26 protein-coding genes are annotated in these 24,191 nt (G+C 65.4%); 16 read left to right on the plus strand and 10 right to left on the minus strand.

Annotated elements, in window-relative coordinates:
• Nucleotides 1-87: 87 nt before the first annotated feature.
• Nucleotides 88-1,422 (plus strand): MFS transporter, encoded by a 1,335-nt coding sequence (locus AC20117_RS15590; RefSeq protein WP_074698804.1) that lies wholly within the window; start codon nt 88-90, stop codon nt 1,420-1,422.
• A gap of 2 nt (nt 1,423-1,424) precedes the next feature.
• On the opposite strand, the gene AC20117_RS15595 is transcribed toward AC20117_RS15590, so the two are convergent.
• The 4 genes from AC20117_RS15595 to AC20117_RS24230 all read right to left on the minus strand — a co-directional run bounded on the left by AC20117_RS15595 (nt 1,425) and on the right by AC20117_RS24230 (nt 3,984).
• On the minus strand, nt 1,425-1,865 hold the full coding sequence (locus tag AC20117_RS15595; RefSeq protein WP_074698801.1) for an Hsp20/alpha crystallin family protein: 441 nt from the start codon (nt 1,863-1,865) through the stop codon (nt 1,425-1,427).
• Nucleotides 1,866-1,957: 92 nt separating this feature from the next.
• Nucleotides 1,958-2,110 (minus strand): hypothetical protein, encoded by a 153-nt coding sequence (locus AC20117_RS23550; RefSeq protein WP_170064961.1) that lies wholly within the window; start codon nt 2,108-2,110, stop codon nt 1,958-1,960.
• Nucleotides 2,111-2,146: 36 nt separating this feature from the next.
• Nucleotides 2,147-3,361: an ABC transporter ATP-binding protein gene (locus tag AC20117_RS15600; RefSeq protein ID WP_335644189.1), complete on the minus strand. Its 1,215-nt coding sequence runs from the start codon at nt 3,359-3,361 to the stop codon at nt 2,147-2,149.
• Complete coding sequence (locus AC20117_RS24230) at nt 3,358-3,984, minus strand: ABC transporter transmembrane domain-containing protein (RefSeq protein ID WP_335644190.1); 627 nt, start codon at nt 3,982-3,984, stop codon at nt 3,358-3,360. Before AC20117_RS24230 ends, AC20117_RS15600 begins: the two co-directional genes overlap by 4 nt.
• Before the next feature lie 126 nt (nt 3,985-4,110).
• Here AC20117_RS24230 and AC20117_RS15605 point away from each other — a divergent pair, with 126 nt between their 5' ends.
• Nucleotides 4,111-4,572 (plus strand): MarR family winged helix-turn-helix transcriptional regulator, encoded by a 462-nt coding sequence (locus AC20117_RS15605; RefSeq protein WP_074698798.1) that lies wholly within the window; start codon nt 4,111-4,113, stop codon nt 4,570-4,572.
• 73 nt (nt 4,573-4,645) lie between these two features.
• Complete coding sequence (locus AC20117_RS15610) at nt 4,646-4,894, plus strand: hypothetical protein (protein ID WP_074698795.1); 249 nt, start codon at nt 4,646-4,648, stop codon at nt 4,892-4,894.
• Between the two features lie 45 nt (nt 4,895-4,939).
• Here the strand turns inward: AC20117_RS15610 and AC20117_RS15615 are convergent, their stop codons facing one another.
• The gene (locus tag AC20117_RS15615) at nt 4,940-5,287 is read right to left on the minus strand and encodes a hypothetical protein (RefSeq protein ID WP_139186713.1); all 348 of its coding nucleotides are present in this window, start codon (nt 5,285-5,287) and stop codon (nt 4,940-4,942) included.
• 220 nt (nt 5,288-5,507) lie between these two features.
• On the opposite strand from AC20117_RS15615, the gene AC20117_RS15620 reads away from it, so the two are divergent.
• Nucleotides 5,508-6,203, plus strand: coding sequence for a response regulator (locus AC20117_RS15620; RefSeq protein ID WP_074702803.1), 696 nt, complete (start codon nt 5,508-5,510; stop codon nt 6,201-6,203).
• Nucleotides 6,204-6,251: 48 nt separating this feature from the next.
• Here the strand turns inward: AC20117_RS15620 and AC20117_RS15625 are convergent, their stop codons facing one another.
• Complete coding sequence (locus AC20117_RS15625; RefSeq protein WP_074698791.1) at nt 6,252-7,826, minus strand: GAF domain-containing protein; 1,575 nt, start codon at nt 7,824-7,826, stop codon at nt 6,252-6,254.
• A gap of 381 nt (nt 7,827-8,207) precedes the next feature.
• On the opposite strand from AC20117_RS15625, the gene AC20117_RS15630 reads away from it, so the two are divergent.
• Nucleotides 8,208-8,465: a hypothetical protein gene (locus AC20117_RS15630; RefSeq protein WP_074698789.1), complete on the plus strand. Its 258-nt coding sequence runs from the start codon at nt 8,208-8,210 to the stop codon at nt 8,463-8,465.
• 240 nt (nt 8,466-8,705) lie between these two features.
• Nucleotides 8,706-9,056: a hypothetical protein gene (locus AC20117_RS15635; protein WP_074698787.1), complete on the plus strand. Its 351-nt coding sequence runs from the start codon at nt 8,706-8,708 to the stop codon at nt 9,054-9,056.
• Between the two features lie 30 nt (nt 9,057-9,086).
• On the opposite strand, the gene AC20117_RS15640 is transcribed toward AC20117_RS15635, so the two are convergent.
• Nucleotides 9,087-9,590 (minus strand): hypothetical protein, encoded by a 504-nt coding sequence (locus AC20117_RS15640; RefSeq protein ID WP_074698785.1) that lies wholly within the window; start codon nt 9,588-9,590, stop codon nt 9,087-9,089.
• 231 nt (nt 9,591-9,821) lie between these two features.
• On the opposite strand from AC20117_RS15640, the gene AC20117_RS15645 reads away from it, so the two are divergent.
• From AC20117_RS15645 to AC20117_RS15655, 3 genes are all read left to right on the plus strand, one after another.
• Nucleotides 9,822-10,382: a hypothetical protein gene (locus AC20117_RS15645; RefSeq protein ID WP_074698782.1), complete on the plus strand. Its 561-nt coding sequence runs from the start codon at nt 9,822-9,824 to the stop codon at nt 10,380-10,382.
• Nucleotides 10,383-10,412: 30 nt separating this feature from the next.
• On the plus strand, nt 10,413-11,744 hold the full coding sequence (locus AC20117_RS15650; protein WP_074698779.1) for a DUF2254 domain-containing protein: 1,332 nt from the start codon (nt 10,413-10,415) through the stop codon (nt 11,742-11,744).
• Nucleotides 11,745-11,856: 112 nt separating this feature from the next.
• Nucleotides 11,857-13,923, plus strand: coding sequence for a transglycosylase domain-containing protein (locus AC20117_RS15655; protein WP_236777334.1), 2,067 nt, complete (start codon nt 11,857-11,859; stop codon nt 13,921-13,923).
• Here AC20117_RS15655 and AC20117_RS15660 read toward each other — a convergent pair.
• Nucleotides 13,920-14,345 carry a hypothetical protein gene (locus tag AC20117_RS15660; RefSeq protein ID WP_074698773.1) on the minus strand — a complete coding sequence of 142 codons (426 nt, stop codon included), beginning with the start codon at nt 14,343-14,345 and terminating at the stop codon, nt 13,920-13,922. The two genes, AC20117_RS15655 and AC20117_RS15660, sit on opposite strands and share 4 nt — an antisense overlap.
• Before the next feature lie 464 nt (nt 14,346-14,809).
• Between AC20117_RS15660 and AC20117_RS15665 the strand changes: the two genes are divergently transcribed.
• The 3 genes from AC20117_RS15665 to AC20117_RS15670 all read left to right on the plus strand — a co-directional run bounded on the left by AC20117_RS15665 (nt 14,810) and on the right by AC20117_RS15670 (nt 18,195).
• Nucleotides 14,810-15,919 (plus strand): heparan-alpha-glucosaminide N-acetyltransferase domain-containing protein, encoded by a 1,110-nt coding sequence (locus tag AC20117_RS15665; protein WP_074698770.1) that lies wholly within the window; start codon nt 14,810-14,812, stop codon nt 15,917-15,919.
• Nucleotides 15,920-16,299: 380 nt separating this feature from the next.
• The gene (locus AC20117_RS23375) at nt 16,300-16,440 is read left to right on the plus strand and encodes a hypothetical protein (protein ID WP_158300479.1); all 141 of its coding nucleotides are present in this window, start codon (nt 16,300-16,302) and stop codon (nt 16,438-16,440) included.
• Nucleotides 16,441-16,674: 234 nt separating this feature from the next.
• Complete coding sequence (locus AC20117_RS15670; protein WP_083339491.1) at nt 16,675-18,195, plus strand: SLC13 family permease; 1,521 nt, start codon at nt 16,675-16,677, stop codon at nt 18,193-18,195.
• 69 nt (nt 18,196-18,264) lie between these two features.
• On the opposite strand, the gene AC20117_RS15675 is transcribed toward AC20117_RS15670, so the two are convergent.
• A complete protein-coding gene (locus AC20117_RS15675; RefSeq protein WP_083339490.1) occupies nt 18,265-19,308 on the minus strand; it encodes a matrixin family metalloprotease in 1,044 nt (347 codons plus the stop codon).
• 67 nt (nt 19,309-19,375) lie between these two features.
• Nucleotides 19,376-19,684, minus strand: a complete 309-nt coding sequence (locus AC20117_RS15680) for a hypothetical protein (protein ID WP_074698767.1) — start codon at nt 19,682-19,684, stop codon at nt 19,376-19,378.
• Between the two features lie 221 nt (nt 19,685-19,905).
• On the opposite strand from AC20117_RS15680, the gene AC20117_RS15685 reads away from it, so the two are divergent.
• From AC20117_RS15685 to AC20117_RS15695, 4 genes are all read left to right on the plus strand, one after another.
• Nucleotides 19,906-22,785 (plus strand): GH25 family lysozyme, encoded by a 2,880-nt coding sequence (locus AC20117_RS15685; RefSeq protein WP_335644191.1) that lies wholly within the window; start codon nt 19,906-19,908, stop codon nt 22,783-22,785.
• A 175-nt stretch (nt 22,786-22,960) separates the two neighbouring features.
• Nucleotides 22,961-23,176 carry an SRPBCC family protein gene (locus AC20117_RS24365; protein ID WP_244520179.1) on the plus strand — a complete coding sequence of 72 codons (216 nt, stop codon included), beginning with the start codon at nt 22,961-22,963 and terminating at the stop codon, nt 23,174-23,176.
• Nucleotides 23,173-23,445 (plus strand): SRPBCC family protein, encoded by a 273-nt coding sequence (locus AC20117_RS24370; RefSeq protein WP_244520178.1) that lies wholly within the window; start codon nt 23,173-23,175, stop codon nt 23,443-23,445. The genes AC20117_RS24365 and AC20117_RS24370 overlap by 4 nt, the downstream gene beginning before the upstream one ends.
• 337 nt (nt 23,446-23,782) lie before the next feature.
• Nucleotides 23,783-24,127 carry a PRC-barrel domain-containing protein gene (locus tag AC20117_RS15695; protein ID WP_139186712.1) on the plus strand — a complete coding sequence of 115 codons (345 nt, stop codon included), beginning with the start codon at nt 23,783-23,785 and terminating at the stop codon, nt 24,125-24,127.
• The last annotated feature ends 64 nt before the right edge of the window (nt 24,128-24,191 follow it).

Raw genomic sequence — 24,191 nt, forward strand, 5'->3', positions numbered from 1 at the left:
AATCGTGGAAGCACATTCCACGATTATTCTTCTACTCTCTTCATAGGCCTTCAATCCTGGGGGTACAGCACCGATCGGAAGCCATACATGACGACGCCCATTCCGCCTGCTCCTGCAGCCACGGCCCCCGTCCGGAAACGGGCCGGCTTACACCGCGCCTGGCTGGTCGCGGCGGTAACCCTGCTGGCGCTGGTGGCTACCGCGGCGTTCCGCTCCACGACAGGTGCACTATTTGCCCCGATCGAGGGTGAATTCGGATGGACCCGCACCCAGCTCTCGGGCGCGGTGACCGCCAACCTCATCGTTTACGGCTTGGTAGCACCCTTCGCGGCCGTGCTCATGGAACGATTCTCCATGCGTGGGGTGGCCGCCGCTGCCTTGGGCCTGGTCGCCGCGGGGAGCGGCCTGACCCTAGCGATGACCGAGATCTGGCAACTGTGGGTCCTTTGGGGTGGTTTCGTGGGCGTGGGAACCGGGGCGATGGCCTTGGTATTCGGTGCCGTGGTTGCCAACCGGTGGTTCGTAAAACACCGCGGGCTTGTTATGGGCATGTTCTCGGCAGCCAATGCGTGCGGGCAACTGGTGTTCCTTCCCACCATCGTCCACCTGTCCAGCAACCACGGCTGGCGCGTCGCGTCGCTGATCGTGGCTGTCTTTGCCTTGGCCATCATTCCCCTGCTGTTCTGGCCCTTCGCCGATACCCCTGCGAAGGCCGGCACCACACCCTACGGCGCGGAAAGCGGTACCACCACACCGGCGTCTGCATCACCAGCAGCCCGCCGTCGGGGAGCGGCCGCCGAAACCCTGCACGTCCTCGGCCAAGCGGCCCGCTTCCGGGCTTTTTGGATCCTGGTGTTCACGTTCTGGGTATGCGGTTGGTCCACCAACGGCCTGATTCAAACGCACTTCATCCCGGCCGCGCACGACCACGGCATGCCCGCCACCACCGCCTCGGGATTACTGGCGCTGATCGGGGTGTTCGACGTCATCGGCACCATCGCCTCGGGCTGGCTCACCGACCGCATCCGGCCCTGGATCCTGCTGGTCATCTACTACGGATTGCGTGGCTTCTCACTGCTCACCGTCCATGCGCTGCTCGGACCGTCTGTGGATGCGGTGCTCTGGATCTTCATCGTTTTTTACGGGCTTGACTGGGTGGCGACCGTTCCACCCACCGTCGCCCTCTGCCGGGAGCATTTCGGAATCGAACGCTCCTCCGTAGTCTTCGGCTGGGTCTTCGCCTCCCACATGGTCGGCGCTGGGATCGGTGCACTCACCGCCGGCATCGGACGGGACATCGCCGGCAGCTATCTGCCCGCCTGGATCACCGCCGCGGCCCTGTGCTTCCTCGCCGCGGCCTCCCTGTTCCTGCTGCCACGCAAAACAGCGACCACACGGGAGAAGCAACACAGCACGAGCTGATCTCACCCGCGGTTGATCTGCACCCTGCGCGGCGGAGTTCCAGCCGGCTTGGGCGGCATCGGCGTCCGGACTTCCAGTACGCCGTCGCGGTAGGTGGCGTTGATGTCATCCGTGTTTACGCCATCGGGCAGCGTGACCTCCCGGGTGAACGAGCCGTACCTGAACTCCGAGCGGTAACTGTCCTTGTCCCGGTGCTCGGTCTGTTCCCGGCGCTCGGCCTTGATGCGCAGGACGCCGTCCGAAACGGACACGTCCACATCCTGGTCCGGGTCGATGCCCGGCAATTCGGCCCGCACCACCATCGTCTGGCCATCCACGAACTCCTCGACGCGGATGCCCGAAGAGGACTCCATTTCCGTATCGAAGAAACGTCGGAGCGGTTCCAGCAGTTCGCCGGGGGACCTGCGCGGGTCGAATGGAAGTCTCTTGTGCTGCTCAGTCATGGCCGTGTCCTTTCAGCGGGGTTTCTTCCAGATTCCCACCGGAGGCACATGATGACAAGGAACAAAGTCCCGGCTGTGATGCGGCCCGGGCGTCAGTCCTGTTCGCGGGTCAGCAGCAGGACGGCGCCGGAGACCACCAGCACGGCCAGGCCCACGTAGAGCAGGAACTTCACGGCCTGGACGGCGATGCCCAGCACCAGCAGGACGATGGCCGCAATCAGGAGGACGGTCAGCAATTGCTTCATGCTCCCAGTATGCCGCAGCCCCTTGCCCCGGCCCGCTCAGGCCGCCAGCGCGGCGTAGCGGCCGTTTTCTTCCACCAGCGTGAGGTGGGTTCCGGTCTCAACGATCCGTCCGCCGTCGAGCACTGCAATCTGGTCCGCGTTGCGGACGGTGGAGAGCCGGTGCGCGATGGTGATGGTGGTCCGCCCCTGCGCCAGCCGGTCGAAGGCCTCCTGCACGGCACGTTCGGTCCGGGTGTCCAGCGCGCTGGTGGCCTCGTCGAGGATGAGCACCTGGGGGTTGCGCAGCAGCGTCCGGGCGATCGCGATGCGCTGTTTTTCGCCGCCGGAGAAGCGGTGGCCGCGGGAGCCCACCATGGTGTCGTAGCCGTCCGGCAGCGCCATGATGTGCTCGTGGATCTGCGCGTCGCGGGCGGCCTGTTCGATCTGCGCGTCGCTGGCGTCCGGCTTGGCGTAGCGCAGGTTTTGGCGCACGGTGGTGTGCAGCAGGTAGGTGTCCTGGCTGACCATGCCGACCACGGAGGCCAGGTCCGCCAGCGCCATGGTGCGGATGTCCACGCCGTCGATGGTGATGCGGCCGGCACCGGGATCGTGCAGCCGGGCGGCCATGGAAGCGAGCGTGCTCTTGCCTGAACCGGTCTGACCCACCAGCGCCAGGGTGGTGCCGGCCGGAACGTCCAGGCTGACGCCGTCGATCGCGGGCAGTTCGCTGCCCGGGTAGCTGAAGCTGACGTCCTCGAAGCGCATGTGGCCCTTGAATTCGGCAGGAACAACGACGGCGGGGGAGGCCGGGTCCTTGATCTCCACCGGCAGGTCGAGGTACTCGAAGATGCGGGCGAAAAGGGCCAGCGAGCTGGTCAGCGTGATGCCGACGTTCAGCAGTCCCATCAGGGGCCGGAACAGTCCGCTCTGCAGTGCGGTGAACGCCACCACGGTACCGATGGTCATGTTCCCGGCGGTGGCAGGCAGGCCCGCGGCCAGGTAGATGACGGCGGGGACGGCCGCGAAGATGATGCTCATGGTGGCCATCCGCCAGCGGCCGGCGAGTTCGGAGCGCAGTTCCAGGTCCGTGAGCCGTCCGGAGGACTCGGTGAAGCGGGCGGCCAGCGCCGGTCCGGTGCCCAGGGTCTTGCTGAGCTGGATGCCGCTGACGGAGAGCGACTCTTCGATGGTGACGTTCATGTTCGCCAGCTCGCGCTGCTTGCGGGCGGTGATTTCGCGCCGCATGGTGGCGACCTTGCGGGTGAGGATCACGGCCGGGGCATCACCAGCAGCGAGATCAGGCTCAGTTGCCAGGACAGCGCCACCATGGCGACGGCGGTGGCCACCACAGTGGTCAGGTTCGCCGCGATGCTCGTGGCAGTAGACGTGACCACCGTCTGCATGCCGCCGATGTCGTTGGTGATGCGGGACTGCACTTCGCCGCCGCGGGTCCGGGTGAAGAAGCCGATGGACTGGCGCTGCAGGTGGGCGAACACATCCGAGCGCAGCCGGTGCATCACCTCCTGGCCGATCCTGGTGCTGATCCAGGTCTGGACCACGCCGAAGGCGGCCGTGATAACGGCGACGGCCAGCATGCCGGCGGTCAGGAAAACCAGCAGCCGGACGTCCTGCTCGGGCAGCGCGGTATCGATGACGGCGCGCAGCAGGAAGGGCGAGGCCATCGAGACCACGGAGGACGCGATGATGATGGCGGTGACGAGCGTGAGCTGCCAGCGGTAGGGGCGGAACAGCGCCGCGATGCGCCGCAGCGAAACGTGCTGCGCCTGGTCGCGTTCCGCGGCGGTAGGCGTACGGACGGGACCGCCGCCGGGTCCGCCGCCTCTGCCGCCGCCGAGGCCGAAACTGATGGTATTGATGGATTCCGTGGGAACCACCCCGTTTCTCTCGAGGGGCGCCAGACCGTTCTGTTTGGACGGCCGGTTGATGACTGAGGGCCCGGCAGAATTGCTGAGGTAACCTCACTATGAGGGTACAACCGCTACCGCTGATAGTCTATTCCCGTGGCTGATGAAAACCTGCTGGATTCCTTTTGGGCTGTAGCCCGGCGGCTGCGGCACCTCTCCCGGGACGCGCTGGCGCCGTGGGATGTTGCGCCGTCGCAGTCGCGGGCGCTGGGCATGCTCAGGCGCCACGGCCAGCTGCGGCTGGGGGAGCTCTCCGAACGGCTGCATATTGTTCCGCGTTCCGCCACCGAAGTGGTGGACGGACTGCAGGAGCGGGGCTGGTGCGTGCGCCAGCCGGACCCGGCCGACCGCCGGGCCACCGTTGTCACCCTGACCGACGCCGGCCGCGAGCTGTCCGAGGCCATTCGTGCGGCGCAGCTGGAGCAGGCCGAGAAGTTCTTCGCGGTCCTGGCCGACGAGGAGCGCGCCGAGCTCGCGGCCACCCTGGGCCGGCTCCTGCGGACCGAAGAAGGCGCCGCCCTGACCGCCGACCGGGCGTCCGAGAACCGCGCGCACTAGGTCTCGCCAACACGGGCTAACCATGCTGTGATGGAAAGAGCACCAGCTCGTCCAGTCTCGCCGCGGAGCGGCTATGTCCAGTCAGGAACAGACGAAACTCGGCCGGTACCCGGCCAGCCACCCCCGCTTTTTCAACGGCCTTGCGATAGTCGCGGCCTACGCGGCAGTGCTGTGCTGGATCGGCTTTATGGGCTTTCTGGCCGCCAGCAACGGACTGTCGGGTGTAGGGGCGCTGGTCTTCATCCCCATTCTGGCAACCCTGTCCGCCGTAGCCATCGCGCGCTTCGCGAGAAGGTCCCGGCCCCGGCGGACCCGGCTCTAGTACCGGCGGGTGCCGCGAGGAGCGTCGCTGTCGGAACCAGAAGCGTCAGAGCCAGAAGAGGAACGTCGCGGCGACCAGCCCCACCACCACGGCGGCGCCGCCGGCGATCCAGAGCGGTTTGCGGCGCGAGGCCGGGGCCGGCGTCGTTGTTTCAGGTTTTGGCGCCTGCACATAGCGTGTTGCCGAGGATGGCTGGCCTTGCGCGGGCGGGACGATCTGGATCATTCCGGTCCGCAGTTCCTTGCGGGCGGGCAACGCGGGCTGGGCCGGTACGGACAGCTTGGCTGGCAAGGGGACCACGGGGATCATGCCGGTTGGGGGTACCGGATCGGCAGCGCCGCTGCGGATGTCGCGCCGGCGGGGGTAGGGGGCGTTTTCAGCCGGGGGATTCATCAACTCGACTTTCAGCCGGGCAAGCCGGACGTCGGATGGAAGTGTTTTCTCCATCCTATGGGCCCGGCCTGCTTCAAAAGCCCTAGCCAGATAGCGTTTCCATCACATTTCCCCGAAGGACCTTCGCCACTTGGCGAAAACGGTGGATCTGGTAAGAATGAACTAAAGGACCGGACCAGATGACCGAGCACATGGGGGTGCCATCGTGATTGGGGAACAGGTGGACGAGGCAGCGCGCTCCCAGCCGAATTCGGCAGAGGGCACCATCAAGGTTTTTATTCTCGATGACCACGAGCTGGTCAGGCGCGGGCTCCAGGACCTGCTGGAGGGCGAGGGCTTCGAGGTCATCGGCCAGTCCGGCTCGGCCCGGGAGGCCACCGGCCTGATTCCGGTTCTGCGTCCGGACGTGTCCATTCTCGATGCGAGGCTGCCGGACGGCACCGGGATCGAGGTCTGCCGGGATGTGCTCTCCGTGGATCCGTCGCTGCGGTGTGTGATTCTGACAAGTTATGACGACGAACGTTCCCTGCGCAGCGCGGTCATTGCCGGGGCGCTGGGTTATGTGCTCAAGCAGATTGTCGGAACGGATCTCGTGGCGGAGCTGCGTAAGGCCGCCAACGGGGAGTCTCTTTTTGAGCCGGATCTGAAGGCCCGGATCCTGCAGGGGCTGGCCCGGCCCGAGGCAACGGATCCCCGGCTGGAGGCGCTGAGTCCGCAGGAGCTGCGCATTCTGGCGCTGATCGGCGAGGGCCTGACCAACCGGCAGATCGGCGACCAGCTGTTCCTGGCCGAGAAGACCGTCAAGAACTACGTGTCCTCCATCCTGGCGAAGCTCGGATTCGAACGTAGGACCCAGGCAGCGGTGTTCGTGGCCAAGGCCGCCGGCGAAGCGCAGCCCGACGGAGTCGGGCAGTAGCAGGCCGGGTAGCGGTTGGCCGGATCCTGCCGCCGCCCCGCCAGCCGGCTACTCCAACGGCACTGTCCAGACCAGGCTTGTGCCTTGGCCCGGAGCGCTCTTGATCTCCAGGGTGCCGTGCAGTTCTTCCGCCCGTTGCTCGAGGTTGGCCAGGCCGCTGCGGCGCAGGGGGTCGGCGAACCCGCGGCCGTTGTCCTCGATGGCCAGCCGGACGCGGTTGTCGCTGGCCGCGACGGAGACCTCGATATGGTCGGCATCCGAATGGCGCACCGCGTTGCTGAGCCCCTCCCGGATAACCGCCAGCAGGTGTTCGGCCACCTTGTCCGGCACGTCCGAATCGATGGGACCGGAAATTTCGAGCCGCGGCGTGAAGGCTGACGCGCGGGTGCCTTCCTGCACGGCCCGCACAATCCTGCTGCTGAGGACTTCCTCCTGGGCGTCGGCGCGCAGGGAGTAGATCGTGTCGCGCAGCTCGCGGATAGCTTCGTCGAGTTCCCGGGTGACGTCGGAGATCCGCTCTTGGGCACTGTCCTCCATGGTGTAGCGGCGCAGGCTTTGCAGGTTCAGGCCGGCGGCAAACAAACGCTGAATGACGACGTCGTGCAAGTCCCTGGCAATCCGGTCCCGGTCCGCAAAGAGCACCAGTTGTTCACGCAGCCGCTGGCCCTGCGCCAACTCCATCGTGAGCGAAGCATGCGTGCAGAAGATCTCGGCCATGTCCAGATCAACGGGGTGGAAGCCGTCGGCTCCGGCCGCCCTGCAGAGCACCAGCAGGCTGGGTTCGCCGCCGCGTGGGGACAGCCGGGCCACCAGCGCGGCCCCCAGCCCCTCCGCTTTTTCCGGATCCACCAGATCGGCCGCTTCGCACAACACGGGTCTTCCGGTCTCCAGCACGGAGTGGAGAACGGTGAGCGAGACCGGGACACTCTGGCGGACAATTTCCCCCGCGCGCTCGCCCGCGGCAGCTTCGCACCGGGCGATCATCCCGTCCTGGGCCGGTGTGGCGAACACCGCCAATGCAGCTCCCGACGGCGCCAACGCGTGGTCGACGATCAGATCGCGCGGGTCCTGCGACTTGGAAGGCAACCGCATGCTCAATTCCATCGAGGCCTGCAGCCACTGTTCACGGCGTCGCAGGGCCTCGAACAGGCGGGCATTTTGGACCGCTACGCCTGCGGCCGCGGCCAGAGTGGAGACGAAGTCCTCGTCCCGCTCGGTGAAGCTGCCGCCGCCTCTCTTCTCCGTCAGGTAGAGGCTGCCGAAGACCGCGCCGCGGACGCGGATCGGCACCCCGAGAAAGGACTGCATCGGCGGATGATTGGGCGGAAAGCCATGGGCGTCCGCGTGGCCGCTGAGCGGGTTGAGCCGGAGCGCCACGGGTTCGCGCAACAGCAGCCCGAGCACACCGTGCCCGGTCGGCAGGTCCCCGATACGGTGGTGTTCCTCCTCATCGAGACCAACCGTAATGAAGTGGCTCAGCGACGTGCCGTCTTCACCGGCAACGCCCAGCGCGCCGTACTGGGCATCCACGAGCTGGCAGGCCGACTCCACCACCCGCCGCAGGACGGTTTCCAGGCTCAGGTCTTCGGCGACCGCCATCACGGCCGCGAGGAGATGCTTCATCCGGTCCTACCTCCAACCGGCGAATCGGGAATCCCCATACGTCCCCCCAACCGATGTTCGTACTCTGCAGCCCGGCTGTTGCGCTAAAGCTCTGGACTGTTATCTAAGTTGCCGGGGGCAACACCCGTCAAGCTTTTACGGAGCCGGATCACGCAGCCGTACTGCTGCAGAGACTTCCTAAACGCGGCAACCACCCGCCGTCGTACGTGCTGAATGGTTCGATCAGCGGCTATTTGCGCCTTTATAACAATTGGGGGACGAAAGGCCCTCCTCTTTCCAAGGTTGCTAGGGCAGACTCTTGGTCATGCGGCTTCCGACAGCCGCTGCGCCGGAACGAGGACGTCCGGCACAAGTCTTGAGCAAGACCGGAGGCAACCCCTTATGGTTCTACCCGCCTGGCAAGATGACGAAGCCGCAACAGCGGTCCCCACGATCGGGACCGGACCGGAACTGCCGTTCTGCGAGACCTGCCGCTCAGACCAGTATCTGATTATCGAAGAGTTCGTTCCGCCCCGGCTGCAGCCCAGGACGGGTCTCACCTCAGCCGAAGCCAGCTACAGCTGTCTCAAATGCGGGCAGTTCAGCGGCCATGAGGTGCCCTCGGACTGGGAGCCGCCCGGGTGGTTTTGGTACGCCTGACCCGAAGCCGGGACTTTGGGCCCTATTGGCAATGGCCAGGGCACGGGAGTCTTTAGGAGGTGCATATCGGGAGCCAGCAGGGGGGACTGGCCGCACTACACATGTGGCAATCCCGATTCCGTACCGGTCCCGTGCAAAGGCGCTCGGGATTTAGTACGGAAATGCAGCCGTGGACCGCCTAGGCTATCGGCGGTCCACGGCAGCCATCAGCAGTTCCCCGGAGATCTCAGAAGGACGGGTATGACAACCACACAGCTAGTACGCAATGCTCGGGACCAGACCGGATTCACCGGCGCAGCCAGCCGGAAACTCAAAGTGCTGGTGCGTCTGGACACGACGATGCAGTCCGCGCGGATCCAGGTGGGCGGCACGGTGACGATCCAAAACCTCAAGGCGCTCTACGCGATTGCCCGGCGTACCAACTCGCTGGTGCCCGGCATGGAAATAGTCGTTGATTTGTCCAGGGCCCACGCCGGCGCCGAAGCACTGGCGGATCTGCAGACCGCGGTAGAGCGTGGCTGCCTGCCGGAGAAGTCCGACCCGCTGCATTCCGAATGCCGGCTGCAGGTGCTGGAGCCCCTGGCGGCTTAGGTATCCGCCGGGCGGCATGGCGACGGCGATTTAGTAGGCCGGCGCCGAGGCTGTCTCCGTGGCGTTGGGCGACGGGGCGCCCGGGGGCAGGTACTGGCGGTAGGGTTCCAACGTGCCGTCGAAGACCGGAACCAGCAGCTCGGTGCTCTCCGAGCCGACCGTGACGGTAACCGGCACGCGCGAGCCCGGCGGTTCGGTGATTGTCGGGAGCTGATGGGGATTGGTGTCGAAGCCATAGTCCGTGCCGCCGTCGACCGTTACCGTCACTTCACTGTTCGCATCCGCGATGGTGACCTCGGTCGGCTCGTCGGCGGTGTTGGACAGCGTGCCCAGCAGGCGGCCCGGCTGGCCTTCGGCCGCGGCAACGATCAGCAGGCTCCGCACCTGCATGGGCCCAATGTCCGCGTTGACCCCGTTGGCCACCGGGTCTGTTTCCTCCACGTCCGTTTCTGCGCAGCTTGAGAGCGAAAAGGCCATGGCAAGGGCAGCCAGCACGGCGATCAGATGCCGCAGGGCGGTGCCTGGTTTTCTCATGGTGGGGTCCTAACGTTGCTCGTCCAAAAGGTACGTATGCCCAACATAAGCACACTGATCAATGGGGACAACAGAATTGACCGGATCGTAACCGCTCGGGTGCGGATGCAGAACGGGGAGATAACGCCGCGGGTTCCCCGGTTTCGGTTCCGTCACGTCCGTTGACCTCTGTTCCGGCGTGTTTCTACGTTGAAAACAGCTGAATCAACTGCACGCCGAGGGAGCAGGACCATGTCGATTCATCATTCCAAGAGTGATCACTTCGGGAGCTGGCTGGTCCGCCTGGGGCTTCCGGGCGCCTTGGTTTTCGGGTCACTCGGCCTGGCCGGCTGCGGCACGTCGGGACCCGAGAGCGGGGTCGACGTCGAGGACGTCCAGGAGGCTGCCGACGATCCGTTGGGAGCCGAGGCACCGCGCTCGGCGTCGCCGTCGGTGCCGGGCGGCCCCTATGAAGGACTGTACGACCAGAAGTTCGTCGACGAACTGGATTCGCTCGAAGGCCAGACCGTCACGATCTCGGCCGACGTGAACGAGGTGGTGGCGCCGGAAGCCTTCACCATCGCCGGCACCGACGACACGACGGTTGAGCCGCTGCTGGTGATTTACGACGGCGACCTGGCCGACCTCGAGCCAGGCAAACCGGTACGGGTCAAGGGCGTGGTCCACACGGTGCTGGACCTGCCGTACATTGAGGACGATCTGGGCGCGGACCTCGACGACCCCCTCTACGCCGCGTGGGACCAGGAGCCCTACATCATGGCAGTGAAGGTGGATATGAATCCTAGCGGCTGACAGAAGCCCCGGCTGCGGCAGAATGAGGGCATGAAGAGGCGCAGCGAACGCATCCGGGACGCCCTGCGGACCCAGCTGTGGCCGGTGCCGGCGATCGCCGTCGTTCTCTCGGTGGGACTTGGCATCTTCCTGCCCCGCCTCGATGCCGCCGTGGACGACAGCCTGCCGCCGGCGGTGACGGCACTGCTGTTCGGCGGCGGACCGGAAGCAGCGCGTTCGGTGCTGGAGGCCATTTCCGGGTCGCTCATCACGGTGACGTCGCTGACCTTTTCCCTCACGGTGGTCACGCTGCAGCTGGCCAGCAGCCAGTTCTCCCCGCGGCTGCTGCGCACCTTTACGCGGGACCGGTTTGTGCACTTCACGCTCGCGCTGTTCCTGGCCACGTTCGTCTTCGCGCTGACCGTGCTGCGGAGCGTGCGGACCCAGCAGGACGAGGACGGTCCGTTCGTCCCGGAAATCTCCGTCACCGTCTCGTTTGTGCTGTCCCTGGCCAGCGTGATGGGGCTCGTTCTGTTCCTGGCGCACCTGACGCGCGAGATCCGGGTGGAAACGATGATGCGCAACGTGCACGAGGAAACCAAGGTCACCATCGACCGGATCTTTCCCGCCGGCGCTCCGCCCCAGCCGCAGGAGCCCCAACCGGGTCCGGGTAGCATTCCCATCACGTCCGCCAGTTCGGGCTTCCTGACCAGCATCGACGAACAAGCGCTGCTGCAGGCGGCGCGGGAGACCGGGACAGTGGTGCGGATCGATCGGGAACCGGGCAGCTCGCTGATCGAAGGCGTGCCCTTTGCCCGCGCCTGGAAGCCAGGTTCCGGCAGAGCGCTGAACACCGAGGAAGCCGCTGAGCTGGGGAAGCGGGTGAACGAGGCGGTGGCCACCGGCTTCGAGCGCACCAATGTGCAGGATGTGGCCTTCGGCTTCCGCCAGCTGGTGGACGTGGCGGCCCGCGCGCTGTCCCCGGGGATCAATGATCCGACTACGGCCATCCATGTGCTGGGACACCTGTCCAGCCTGCTGTGCTGCCTCGTGGACCGGAATCCGGGACCACGCATGATGACCGACAACGACGACGGCGGCCGGGTCCGCGTGGTGCTCGCGCTGCCCGGCGTGGAGGAGCTGCTGGACCTGGCCGTCAGCCAGCCGCGCCTGTACGGTGCCAAGGATCCGACGGTCGCCGCCCGGCTGATCGAGCTGCTGCGGGAAGTGGCCTGGTGCGACAAGCACCGGCGCTACCGTGCCGCCGTCGCACGGCAGCTCGAACAGCTGCGCAGCGCCATCGAAGCGGCCTCGCTCGAGGAGAAAGAGCGCATCCGCCTGATACAGGCCGCGGACGAAACGGCCGCCCTGCTCGCGAACTGAACGCTTCCCGCCGTCGTTCTCGGATTGTAATCCACAGCGGTTGCTTTCTCGAAGCAATCGGTCAGGGTTGCACCTTACAGTTAAAGCCATGCGCATTCACAAAACTCCTATATTGGACAGCTCGACGAAGCTGGGCAAGCTGGCCCTCTTCTTCGGCGTGAGCGTGCTGTGCGGCGTCCTGGCGGCCGGCCTGTTGGTCCCGTCCGTCGCCGTGGCCGCCGCAGGAGCCAACACTTCAGTGGACATTTTCGATCAGCTGCCCAGCGATCTCGAGACCAATCCCATGGACGAGCCCTCCACCATCTACTCGGCGGACGGGGAGCTCATTGCCACCTTCTACGCGGAGAACCGGGTGCCGGTGACGCTGGACGAGGTGTCGCGGCACATGCAGGATGCCATCATCTCCATCGAGGACACTCGGTACTACGAGCACAACGGCGTGGACCTGCAGGGCATCATGCGCGCCGCGGCCAGCAACCTCGCCGGCGGGAGCCTGCAGGGAGCGTCCACGCTGACCATGCAGTACGTGAACAATGTGCTGATCGACAACGGCGTGGAGGCCGGCAAAAGCGGTGACGAGCTGACCATCAGCGGCACAAAGAACATCACTGACAAACTGCGTGAGGCCAAGCTGGCCATCGCCGTCGAACGGGAGTACTCGAAAGAGGAAATCCTGCAGGGCTACCTGAACATTGTTCTGTTCAGCGGCCAGACCTACGGCGTGGAAGCCGCTGCGCAGACGTACTTCGGCATTCCCGCGGCGGAACTGAACATCCCGCAGTCCGCCATGCTCGCCGGCATGGTCCAGTCGCCGAACTACTTTAACCCGGTCACCAACCCGGAGGCCACCAAGGAACGCCGGGACACGGTGCTGGGTGCGATGCTGCGCAACGGGAAGATCACCCAGAAGGAGTACGACGACGCCGTCGCCTCGGATCTGGAGATTGACCTGCAGCCGGTGCAATCGGGCTGCGTGGGGGCAGAGCTCGCCGCCTACTTCTGCAACTACGTGGAAAACGTGGTCATGCAGTCCGACGCCTTCGGTGAAGATGCCGCCGAGCGCGCCAAGCTGCTGGCCCGCGGCGGCCTCAAGATCCAGACCACCTTGGATTCGCGGCTGCAGGAGGAAGCCCAGGAGCAGATCGAGGAGCAGGTGCCTGTAGGCGATAGTTCCGGCGCCGGTTCGGCAATGATCTCGGTTGAACCGGGTACCGGGAAGATCCTCGCGATGGCGCAGAACACCAACTACACGCCCGAGGCAGGCGAGGGCAACACCGAGCTGAACTTCAACGTGGATCCGGACATGGGCGGAACACCGTACGGCTTCCAGCCGGGCTCCACAGTGAAGCCGTTCACCACCGTTGCCTGGCTCGAGGCCGGGAACGCGTTGAGCGACGTGGTGGACGCCAGCCGCACTTACTATCCCGGCGGGTACAACTGGACGGCCAGCTGCCTGCCGTCTACCGCGTACTTCAGCGAGTGGGATTTCAAGAACGCGCTGCCCGGCTTTGACCGTCCGATGACCGTGAGCGAGGGGCTGACCTCGTCGGTCAACTCGGCAACCGCGGCCCAGGCCGCGATGCTGGACCTGTGCGAGATCCGCGACGTGTACAGCAAACTGGGCGTCCACCGCGCGGTGGACGGTGAGCCGATGGTCGTGAACAACCCGTCCTTCGTGATCGGCGGGCAGGAAGTGTCGCCGCTGACCATGGCAGCCGCGTTCGCCACCTTCGCCAGCGGGGGAGAGTACTGCGAGCCGATCGCCCTGACGGAGGTCAGCGACTCCGAAGGCAAGAGCTACGAGATCCCGGAACCGGCGTGTGAGCAGGTCCTGGCACCGGGTGTGGCGGCAGCCATCAGCAAGCCGCTGCAGGACCTGGTGCAGGAGATGCCGGGCAACATCACGCCCATCGGTGTGCCGGCCGCAGCGAAGACCGGCACCACCGACCTCTCCGAGCAGACCTGGACCGTCGGCTACACTGAGGGCATTTCCACCGCGTCCTGGGTGGGCAACTGGACGTCCTACTCGTCGCTGAACTACGTCCCGATCAACGGCGTGGCCCGCGACTATGTGGACGGCTCCACCATCGCCGGGGCGCAGTGGACCGAGTACATGCGCGAAGTGGCTCCCCTCTACGAGACCGGGGACTTCGGCGAGATTCCCTTCAGCATGCGCTAATCATCCACCAGCTCCAGCTCCGCGGTGGCAGTCACCTGCTCGCAGGCCCCTATGGTGCAGGTGGCCAGGAAGATGCGGGCGACGGCGGTTCCTTCGGCGAAGGCGAAGAAGCCGCCGGATGCCAGCACGGACACCTCCACGCTTTGCTCGGTGCCGGTGCAGTCGACCGGAGCTGCGAACCCGTTGCCGGTAGCGACCCGCTCATCGTCGATGGTTTGGGCGATTTCGGCGAAGACGTTCGCATTCTGCCCGGTGTCGCACTCGTAGGTGATGGACAGGATGACAGCCGCGCCGTCACCGAGGAGTGCACCCTCGTCGGGCGCGGTGATGGTGCCGGCTGCGCTCGCGGGAGCAGCAACGGAAAATGCGGTCAGGAGTGCGGCGGCTCCGGCGGCAGCCAAAGCGCGGAACATGGTTTTCATGATGGGGAAGTCCGATGCGACAAACGAGCGGGATTTTGGGGAGGTCGCCTAAGAAGGCTTGGTTCCGCTGAGCCGGAGCGCGCACTGTGCCACTTGTTCCGCCATTTTATCCGTCCGTTCCACGCCGGCCCTGTCTGTAACGCAAAAATAACGGGTCGGCACGTTGTCTTGTACCGGCGGCGCGGCGCTACCACCAAGGGACGGATTCGTTCCGTCGTGGTGTCTGTGTCTGTCAGGCCCGCGAGCATCAAGGAAGGAATCTGCCATGCCCTCTCGTACCGTTCACGCACCACTCCCGGGCCAATCACAGACGCCTGGGTCGGGAAGCTCGCCGCGAGTGGTCGGCGTCGACGTTGCCCGCGGCGTTGCCCTCATCGGGATCGTGGTCCTGAACATCCTGCCCACCGAAGGCGACACCCCAGTTCGTTTCGACTCTGTTCGGGGGGCGGGCGGCGGCCCTCTTCGTGCTGATCGCCGGGATCTCCATCACCTTGCAGTCCGGGGGCAGACGGCCTCCCTCGGGCCGTGCGATGACCGCGACTCGGACCGCCCTTGCCCTGCGCGGCCTGATGATCATCGCGATAGGCCTGCTGCTGGGCCCGACGGAAACCTCGGTAGAGATCATCCTGGCCTACTACGGGATCCTCTTTCTGCTGGCCATCCCGCTGCTGGGCCTGGGCAGGCGGACCCTGCTCGCCCTGGCGGCCGTCTTCGCGGTGCTCGGCCCAGTGGCGATGCAACTGGTCCGTGCGTGGTGGCCGGACATGCCACGCCTCGACGCCGAGTACACCTTCGCCCTGGCCGGTGCCAACCCGGGAACGTTCCTCACCGACATGCTGTTCACGGGGAACTATCCCGCCCTGCCCTGGCTCGCTTACATCTGCGTGGGGCTCGCGGTCGGCCGCTTGGACTTGACGTGCCGGAAGGTCGGCGCCGTCCACCTCGCTGCGGGGACCTCGCTGGCTGCCTCCATGTGGGTCCTGTCTGCACTTCTGCTGGGTCCGGGCGGAGGCTACGAGCGGCTCGTCGCCGCAACACCGCTGCTGGACAGGGCACAGATTAACCAGTTTATGAGCCTCGGTGAAGCGGAGGCGGCGGACGCGCTGCCGGCCACCACCGGCTGGTGGCTGGCGATTCTCGCCCCCCACACGTCAACCCCCGTCACCATCCTCAGCACCCTTGGAACCTCACTCGCCGTCCTCGGCGTCATACTCCTCCTCGTCCCGCACCTAGGCAGGATTACCAGTCCCTTTGGCGGCGGCGGGTTCCATGACTCTGACCCTCTACTCCGCTCACGTGATTATCCTTGCCAGCGACGTTCTCGACCCGGAACGTCCGGTCATTGCTATCACCATCCAATGCATCCTCTTCCTCCTCGCCGGCGTCCTCTGGCGCAACGCCGTCGGCAAGGGTCCCCTGGAAGCAGTCGTCGCCGCGGCCACCGGCTGGCTCCGCACTCTGGTCCTCACCGGCCGCCGCCCCGGCGCCCAGCCCAGACCGGTCCGCAGCGAGGCAGGGCAGAACGTAATCTTCGACGCCGAGGGGCATGGAACAGCCTTATCAACTTCTGCTAATCAATCCCGCACAAGCGGGAGAGGGCCCGTGCCAACGGCCCAGTCCATTTCGGAGACACCGACAAACGACCGCGGCGCCGCCGGGCATTCCGCCTTTCGGCCGGCCGACTCCTAGTCCGGCAGCACACAGACTCCTCTCGGATCCTGTGCTATTGCACACTGACGGGGTGCCGCCGCGTCCCATAGTCTGTGACCAAGACCGCAATCCTCAGCCGGAAGACCGGTCCGCACTCCGTCCGGGGAGTGCAGGTCCAGGGCCTCGACCGACCTCTTGCCCTGACGTCCTGGAACCGAACGGTGCCGCGGCAGCAGACCCTGCCGCGGCACCGCATCTGGACCCTCCCGGCTGCAGGACGAGAAGCCGCATCTAAGGACTGGCAATGACCCACACTGTTCTCGAAGACACACCGACCAAGCTCACACTCGATTCAACCAACGGCATCGCCGCAGAGGCGTTTCCGGACGCCTGCGGTTTCGGCTCCGGCCGCTGCCCCTACTGCGACGGTCCTGAAACGGACTGAACACGGGCAGCTTATTCTCGTTTTTATTTCCCGACCGGCTCGAGATTGTTAGGCCCCACCACAACTTATATGTGGATCCTACCAATCAATGTGCTTTAGGTATTTCTCAGCTGGCAATCCTTCCTCTACGGTAGATCGATGTGACTTGCGCCGCAGTAGTCGGCGCTTCAAATTTTTCTTGAGCTCCTGCTGTCCTGAAGACAGTTTCCAAGGGGCTTCCCCAAGGAGTGAAGTATGACCGCCGTAAGAGAACATGATGCGGTAGAGGCGCCAGTCTCGCCGCTGGCCGCCAAGGTCACGAAGATCAAGTGGCCGATTGTTGTGGCCGGCTTGATGCTGGCCGTAGCGGCATTTTTCCTGTTACCGGACAGCCTGTCTTTGCAGGCCCGAGGTGTTGCCGCAATCGGAATTCTCATGGCCACATGGTGGATGACCGAAGCTGTTCCGCTGGAAGTAACTTCACTGTTGCCGTTGGTCTTGTTTCCGATTACCGGTGTTGCAGACATTGGAGCGGCGGCTGCTCCGTATGCCAATAACGTCATCTACCTGGTTCTGGGCGGCGTGATCCTTGGGCTGGCGACCCAACGATGGAACCTGCACCGCCGCGTGGCTCTGCTGATCATTTTGGCGGTGGGTACCAGGCCGAGCCAGATTGTCTTCGGTTTGATGCTCGCCAGCGCCCTGATCACAATGTGGGTGAGCAACACAGCGACAGCTGTCATTATGGTTCCCATTGGCGGCGCCATCCTCGCGTTGATCAACTCTCTGGAAAATTCCAAAGTGACGCCCAAGCTTGCTGCTTCCATGCTGCTGGGCATTGCGTACGCAGTGACCATCGGCTCCATGGGCACATTGATTGGCCAGCCTCCGATGGCTCTGATGAAGGCATACCTTGCGGACAATTACGAGATCACCGTTGGTTTCGGCCAGTGGATGCTGGTCGGCGTACCTTTTGCGGCGTTCATGTTGGCAACGGCGTGGCTTGTGCTAACGAAGATCGTCTTCCGCTCTGAGGTCGACGAAATTCCCGGCGGCAAGGAAATCATGCGCGAGGAGCTGCGCAAACTGGGCGGGCTGACCAGCCAGGAGAAGCGCGTTATCGCAATCTTTGCCGGCGCCGCTTTCTGCTGGATCTTCCTGCCGTTCATCGCCAAAATCCCGGCCGTTGCTACGGCGGTTCCTTTCGCAGCGAACTTCAATGACACCTCCATCGCTGTTCTCGCCGCGCTGCTTGTCTTTGTGGTTCCTGGCGATAAGCCCAAGAACGGCCCCTTGCTCGAGTGGTCCGCGACGAAGGAAGTTCCCTGGGGCCTGCTGCTGCTCTTCGGCGGTGGCTTGTCCTTGTCCGCACAGGTAACAGCCACGGGACTGAGCGAGTGGATCGGTAACAGCGTGTCGGGCCTGGCGGACGTACCGCCCATCATCTTGATTCTGATCATCGTCATTATCCTGCTGGCAATCACGGAGATGACCAGCAACACGGCAACCGCCGCGGCATTCATGCCGATCATGGCCTCCGTGGGCGTCGGGGTGGGTATTGATCCGCTGGTCATGGCCATCACGGTCACCCTCGCAGTTTCCGGCGCTTACATGCTTCCGGTTGGCACGCCGTCCAACGCTGTGGCCTTCGCCGCCGGTGGAGTTTCCATCAAGAGCATGGTTCGGGGCGGAATCTGGCTCAATATCGTCAGCATCGTCATGATTCCGGTCGTCCTGATGACTCTCGTACCATTCGTATTCGGCGTGGGCGTCTAACAGCTCCCGCTGAATGAAGCCGACGGCGGCGCTTCCTATAAAACGGAAGTGTTGCCGTTGGTGTTTGCGTCAAAGCTCGGGGACACATTCCCCTTGGCCGAGGAGGGCGAGGCCGGCACGGTCCCCGTCGCCGAGTTGTGTCTGCGAGTTCCCGCCCGCGTACATCAGCTGGCCCGGATCATCCACGTGGTCCAGCCCCAGGACGTGGCCCAGTTCATGCACGACGACGGACCGTGCACCTTCCCAGCCGCCGGGGTACTGCAGCACCTCGCGCATCTGCGGGCCGTCCAGCTCCACCTGCCCGGTGACATAAACCATGGTTTCGCCCTCGAGGCCCACGGGGGAGCTGCCGCCCAGGCCGATGGTGTCGCCGTCCAGGTCCGGATTGTCCGCGGGCGTTGACCAGGCAATGAGTACCGGTGCCCAGCGCTCACCGTAGCGGTCCGGTTGGTACTTCGGCCGGCGGGACTGCGGCGCCTCGGTGGTTGCGCCGTCGTTAATGAACTGCAGCCCGGAAGCCGCCGAGACAATGCCGACGGCCTCCTCGATCATTTCCGCTCCTCCGGCCGGTGCGCCCTCCGCGCGGACCACATAGTGGATCGGCCGGCAGGGGTCGAAGGCGACGAAGGGCTGGTCCAGCCCGTCGAATTCGAGGAACCGGTACTGATCCGATCCGGTGGCGGCCGGCGGCGTGCCAAGCGGCGCGTCCGCAGCTTCAACGCCCGACGGCGGCATCTCGGCTGCCGCCAAAAACCCGGGTAGGGCGTTGAGCACCCGGCTCCCCATGGCCGGGGCCAGCAGCAGGGCGCCGACAACGGTGATGGACACCGCGGTGGTCAGCCAGAGAGGGTACCGGCGGTTCCTGGGGATGCCACCGTGGTTCCTGCGGCGTCGAGCGCGGCGCCGCGTGCGGGTGGAAACGGGGGAAGCAGCGGGCGCCGGGGGAGTCCGCCAGCCCGCCGGGGCCGGTCCCTGCCCCAGGGCCTCGTCCCGCGCCCACTGCGGGATGCGTCCGGACGCGGAACTGCGCAGGCCCTCCGGTGTCCCGGTGATCCTGCGGCTGATGTTTTCAGCGGGCGGAGGGTACGGTCCATCCCCACGGCTATACGGCATTTGCTTCCCCCAATTGCCTGATTCATCCGGCCCTAGTCCGCGGCCAGGGCAATTCTTCGGCCGGCGGCTACCGGGCCAGCAGCAGCCAAAGAGCTCCCACACATGCTGCGACGGCGAATGCTGCGGTGATGGTCCGGGCCTGCCGGAGCCGCGGGCCCGTCCGCAAATCCCGGCGCATGGGCAGCGGGATGCCCGAGGGCGCTTTGACCAGCGGGACCGCCAACATGCCGGTGGGCGGAACGGGATCGGCGGTACCGAGGCGGATATCGCGGCGGCGCGGATAAGCGAGGGGATTCGTCGCGTAGCTCATGAACCTGTCTTTCAGCCGGCGGCCGGCATGGGTTGCAGTGGTCAGGTGAAAAGTTACTTGGATCACCTTGGGAATACCTTGCAGCCCCTGACAAGCCACAATGCCCCGGGGCGCCAGTCAGCCGCGCGAGCGTGATCAAACCGTAACCCAAGCGAGTGGTGAATCGGTTACTCTTATTCGGCGCCGCGTGTCTCGGATTGGGGCGGTGCACCAAGTCTCGCTATCTGGAGTTACCTGTGAACATTGTTCATTCGCGCCCGCCTGCCTGCGGCCCTTTATATAAACGATTGACCTTGCGGAAGGCCTGGCAGCGTGCTGTCTCCGGCGCCACCGCCCTGACCATCAGCGTTGCCGGAGTGCTCGTCATGCAGCCGGCAGCTGCGGCCGAGTCCCTCCCCGCCCCGGCCGTCACGGTGACCGAACCAACCGAAACCCAGGCACCGCCGTCGTCGGTTGAAACCGGCTTGGCCAAACCGCAAACGCTGCCGGACATACTCGAGCCAGCGGAACCGGCGGAAGACGCCGCACCGGTGGAAATCCCCGCCGCCGATCCCGCCGACGAGCCGTCGGAAGCGCCGGCTGTTGAAGCGCCGGCGGTCCCCGAGCCGGAGCAGACCGCCACCGAACCCGCCGAAGATGCGGGCGCCCCCGCGGCGGACAAGCCCGTCGAGGTGGACGTGGACAAGCTGACCCAGGCGCAGAAGCTCGCGCTGCTGGAGAAGCTGCAGGGCGAACACGGCGCCGAGATGGGCAAGGGCCTGGAGATGCGCCAGGAACGCGAAGCGGAGCTCAAACAGGACGACGCGCAGGAGGAGCTCGCCGAAACGCTCGATGTCCTCGAGATCGAGCGGACGGCAGCCGTCACCATTGCCGCGGCCACCAACCGCAACCACTGGCGGGCCCCGGGCATCCAGGGCATGGACGTCTCCGGCTGGCAGCCGAGCGTGAACTGGCAGACCGAATGGAACCTCGGCGCCCGCTTCGCCTATGTGAAGGCCACCGAGGCGACCAGCTACAAGAACCCCAGCTTTGGCGGCCAGTACTCCGGCTCTTACAAGGTGGGCATGATCCGCGGCGCCTACCACTTCGCCATTCCCAACGTCACCAGCGGCAAGGTCCAGGCGGACTACTTCGTCAACAACGGCGGCGGCTGGTCCGCCGACGGCAGGACGCTGCCGCCGCTGCTGGACATCGAGTTCAACCCGTACCCGGAGCTGGGCAACACCTGCTACAACATGAGCCCCTCGCAGCTGGTCAACTGGGTACGCGACTTCTCCAACCAGATCAAGGCCCGGACCGGCCGGGTGCCGGCGATCTACACCAACGGCAGCTGGTGGAACCAGTGCCTGGGCTACAGCAGCGCCTTCAAGGACCACCCGCTGCACGTCGCGCATTTCTCCACCGGCAATGTCACCTACCCGTGGCTGCCCGCCGGCTGGACCCGCTTCGATATCTGGCAGTACAGCGAATCCGGCCCCTTCCTGGGCGACTCCAACGTCTGGCGCGGCACGCAGGCGCAGCTCGTCGCCTTCGCCAAGTACCCCAACGGCGTGAGCGCCCCGGCACCGGCCGTGGCGCCGAAGCCGGCCGGCGATTACACCGTCACCAGTGCTATCCCCGGCGACCTGAACCGTGACGGCAAGACCGACATGGTCTCGCGCCGCACCGACGGCAGCCTTTGGTACTACCCCGGCAACGGGGCCGGCGGCTACGGCAATGCCGTGAAGATCGGCGGCGGCTGGTACATCTACAACAAGCTGATCGGCGCCGGGAATTACGACGGCGATGCTTACCCTGATCTGCTGGCCCGCCACCGGGACGGCTCGCTCTGGCTCTACCAGGGCACCGGCGCGGGTGGCAGCCAGGCCTTCAAGCCCAGGGTCAAGGTCGGCTCGAGCGGCTGGAACCAGTTCACCGAGGTCATTGCGGCCGGCGACCTGAACGGGGACCGGCGCGGAGACCTGCTGGCCACGCGCGCTGACGGAACCGTATGGTTCTACCCCGGCCTGAGCACCGGGAAGACCGGCTCCCGGGTCCAGGTGGCTGCGGGCTGGAACTACACCAAGCTCGTTGCTCCGGGCGACTACTCCGGCGACGGCAAAGCGGATGTCCTTGCGGTCAAAGCGGACGGCACGCTGTGGCTGTACCGGGGGACCGGCCGGAAGGCGGCCATGAATGCCTCGTTCGGCGTGCCGCAGAAGGTCGGCTCCAGCGGCTGGCAGAAGTTCAGCCAGGTCCTCGGCGCGGGCGACAACAACGGCGACCGGATGCCGGACGTCCTGGGCATCTACCCGGACAAGTCGCTACGTTTCTATGCCGGCACCCAGATGCAGGACAGCTCCGGCATGCTGCCGCGCCTGGCCGCCGGAACGGGCTGGAACGCCTACAACCTGGTGGCGACGCCGGGCGATTTCAACGGCGACGGCAGGGCGGACCTGGTGGCCAGCAAGTCCAACGGCACCCTGTGGTTCGCCGCCGGCAACGGCAGGGGCGGGCACGCCGCCGCGGTGCGCATCGGCACCGGCTGGCAGATCTACACCGCACTTATCGGCGTCGGCGACTTCAACCGGGACGGCGCCAACGACCTGCTGGCCCGCGAAACGGACGGCTCGCTGTGGCTCTACAAGGGCACCGGCAGGGTCAACTCCATCAGCGAAGGCTACATGCCCCGGATCCGCATCGGCGCCAGCGGCTGGAACCAGTTCAACACGCTGCTGGGCGCCGGCGACGTGAACCGGGATGGCAAGAAGGACCTGATCGGCGTGCGCCCGGACGGCACGGCGTGGCTCTATCCGGGAACCGGGACGGGCAAGGTTTCCGCGCGCAGCCGGATCGCCACCGGCTGGAACAAATACGATCACCTCACCGCCGTCGGCGATTACGACGACGGCGGCACCGGCGACCTGACGGCCCGCAAGCCTGACGGAACACTGTGGCTGCTGGCCGGACGCACCACCGCCTCCTCGGGCGGTTGGTTTGCCGCGGAACGAAAGATCGGCAACAGCGGCTGGTCGCAATACAACCGGATCCTCGGGCCCGGAGACGCCGGCACGGACAACAAGGCGGATCTGCTGGCTACCAGGCCGACGGGCGCTCTGTACTACTACGCCGGCACGCGCTTCACGAACAGCGGCGTGAAGCCAGGGGTGCTCAAGGGCACGCTGTAAGAGTCCCTTCTGCCAAGCAGCATCAGCGGCAACACCAGGCGGCGGTTCCGGTTCAAGTTGACTGGGGCCGCCGCTTTGTGCTGCCGGAATCCTTGACCGCACCGCCCGGCAGGCGGATGCTGAACCACACGAGTGCCCCGTCCGGGGTGCGGGCTGTTCATGAAGGAGCTTTGCTGTGCAGACTCTGGACCGGGATGAGCTTATTACGTACATTAACGTTGCTCCTGAGGCCGTTTACGCCATCGTCGCGGACGTCACCAGGACACCTGAATACAGTCCGGAGGTTGCCGAATGCGTCTGGCTTGGCGGCGTTTCAGGGCCCAAGGTCGGTGCGAGGTTCAAGGCCCGCAATATACGGTCGGGCGGGCCAGCTGGCACAATAAGCCGGTGATCACCACGGCGGAGCCGGGCCGGGAGTTCGCGTTCGCCCGGACCGAACCGTTCGCCGGGACCCTGGTCTGGCGCTATCGGTTCGAGCCGGACGGATCTGGAACGCGGGTGACTGAATCCTACGAAGTAGTGCGTCCGATCACGCGGATCGGCTGGTGGATCATCGAATCTGGCAGCAAGGAGAACAAGAACCGGCGGGCAGTCATGCACGGAGGCATGGCCCAAAGCCTCCAGCGGCTCAAGGCACTGGCTGAAAGCAGGGCACGCTGAACGACGACGAACACGCGGCCGAGAACACGGACAACGAGCGGGATCTGGTTGCGTCCGCGCCTCGAAACGGACGGTGGCCTGCCCATCATCACCATGGCTGGCTAAATTTCCTGAACCCCCTCGGCGACGACAACCAGCTCCTGCTCGAATTCGACCTTCTGCTAGGTTTTCCGTCATGCCGGCGGCGAGGACCATGGTGTCCTCACCGACGATGAAAACGTTCGGTCCCGAGGCAAAACCGGCATTAGTGTTCCCGGCTCTGGCGGCGCCATCATGCTGGCACTACGCTGGGCTGAACAAACCATCAGTCTGCTTATGAACGGCGGGAGTCCTTGCTATGAGTGATTTAGGCGACGTGCGCGAGGGAATGGATGTTTTCGACGCATCCGGTGAAAAAGTTGGAACGGTGAAGTCCGTTAAGTTCGGTGATCCGGAGGCGACCACCGCCGAGGGGCAGACCTCCGAGCGGGACCCCAACATCGTCCAGGCCGTGGCGACTGCACTGAGCGGCCAGGCGAACCTGCCGGAAGAACGCAGGGAACGGCTGCTGCGAATGGGCTATGTCGAGGTGGACGGAAAGGGGTTTGGAAACAACTTCTTTGAAGCCTCCGACGCCGTAAAGCGCGTCTCCGGGAACGCTGTACACCTGAACCCCACCCGCGGGGAACGGACAAAATCCTGACCCTGCAATAAGCCTTACCGACATCGCACGCGTACAGCCGCCTCCCAGCGGGCCTGGAGTGCGC

The sequence above is a fragment of the Arthrobacter crystallopoietes genome (genome assembly GCF_002849715.1).
Classification (GTDB): domain Bacteria; phylum Actinomycetota; class Actinomycetes; order Actinomycetales; family Micrococcaceae; genus Crystallibacter; species Crystallibacter crystallopoietes.

What these genes read in the sequence shown, in the direction of transcription:
- AC20117_RS15590 (WP_074698804.1), top strand. Translation starts at nt 88, where the DNA reads ATGACGACGCCCATTCCGCCTGCTCCTGCAGCCACGGCCCCCGTCCGG.
- AC20117_RS15595 (WP_074698801.1), bottom strand. Translation starts at nt 1,865, where the DNA reads ATGACTGAGCAGCACAAGAGACTTCCATTCGACCCGCGCAGGTCCCCC.
- AC20117_RS23550 (WP_170064961.1), bottom strand. Translation starts at nt 2,110, where the DNA reads ATGAAGCAATTGCTGACCGTCCTCCTGATTGCGGCCATCGTCCTGCTG.
- AC20117_RS15610 (WP_074698795.1), top strand. Translation starts at nt 4,646, where the DNA reads ATGTCCAGTCAGGAACAGACGAAACTCGGCCGGTACCCGGCCAGCCAC.
- AC20117_RS15615 (WP_139186713.1), bottom strand. Translation starts at nt 5,287, where the DNA reads ATGAATCCCCCGGCTGAAAACGCCCCCTACCCCCGCCGGCGCGACATC.
- AC20117_RS15625 (WP_074698791.1), bottom strand. Translation starts at nt 7,826, where the DNA reads ATGAAGCATCTCCTCGCGGCCGTGATGGCGGTCGCCGAAGACCTGAGC.
- AC20117_RS15630 (WP_074698789.1), top strand. Translation starts at nt 8,208, where the DNA reads ATGGTTCTACCCGCCTGGCAAGATGACGAAGCCGCAACAGCGGTCCCC.
- AC20117_RS15635 (WP_074698787.1), top strand. Translation starts at nt 8,706, where the DNA reads ATGACAACCACACAGCTAGTACGCAATGCTCGGGACCAGACCGGATTC.
- AC20117_RS15640 (WP_074698785.1), bottom strand. Translation starts at nt 9,590, where the DNA reads ATGAGAAAACCAGGCACCGCCCTGCGGCATCTGATCGCCGTGCTGGCT.
- AC20117_RS15645 (WP_074698782.1), top strand. Translation starts at nt 9,822, where the DNA reads ATGTCGATTCATCATTCCAAGAGTGATCACTTCGGGAGCTGGCTGGTC.
- AC20117_RS15650 (WP_074698779.1), top strand. Translation starts at nt 10,413, where the DNA reads ATGAAGAGGCGCAGCGAACGCATCCGGGACGCCCTGCGGACCCAGCTG.
- AC20117_RS15660 (WP_074698773.1), bottom strand. Translation starts at nt 14,345, where the DNA reads ATGAAAACCATGTTCCGCGCTTTGGCTGCCGCCGGAGCCGCCGCACTC.
- AC20117_RS23375 (WP_158300479.1), top strand. Translation starts at nt 16,300, where the DNA reads ATGACCCACACTGTTCTCGAAGACACACCGACCAAGCTCACACTCGAT.
- AC20117_RS15670 (WP_083339491.1), top strand. Translation starts at nt 16,675, where the DNA reads ATGACCGCCGTAAGAGAACATGATGCGGTAGAGGCGCCAGTCTCGCCG.
- AC20117_RS15675 (WP_083339490.1), bottom strand. Translation starts at nt 19,308, where the DNA reads ATGCCGTATAGCCGTGGGGATGGACCGTACCCTCCGCCCGCTGAAAAC.
- AC20117_RS15695 (WP_139186712.1), top strand. Translation starts at nt 23,783, where the DNA reads ATGAGTGATTTAGGCGACGTGCGCGAGGGAATGGATGTTTTCGACGCA.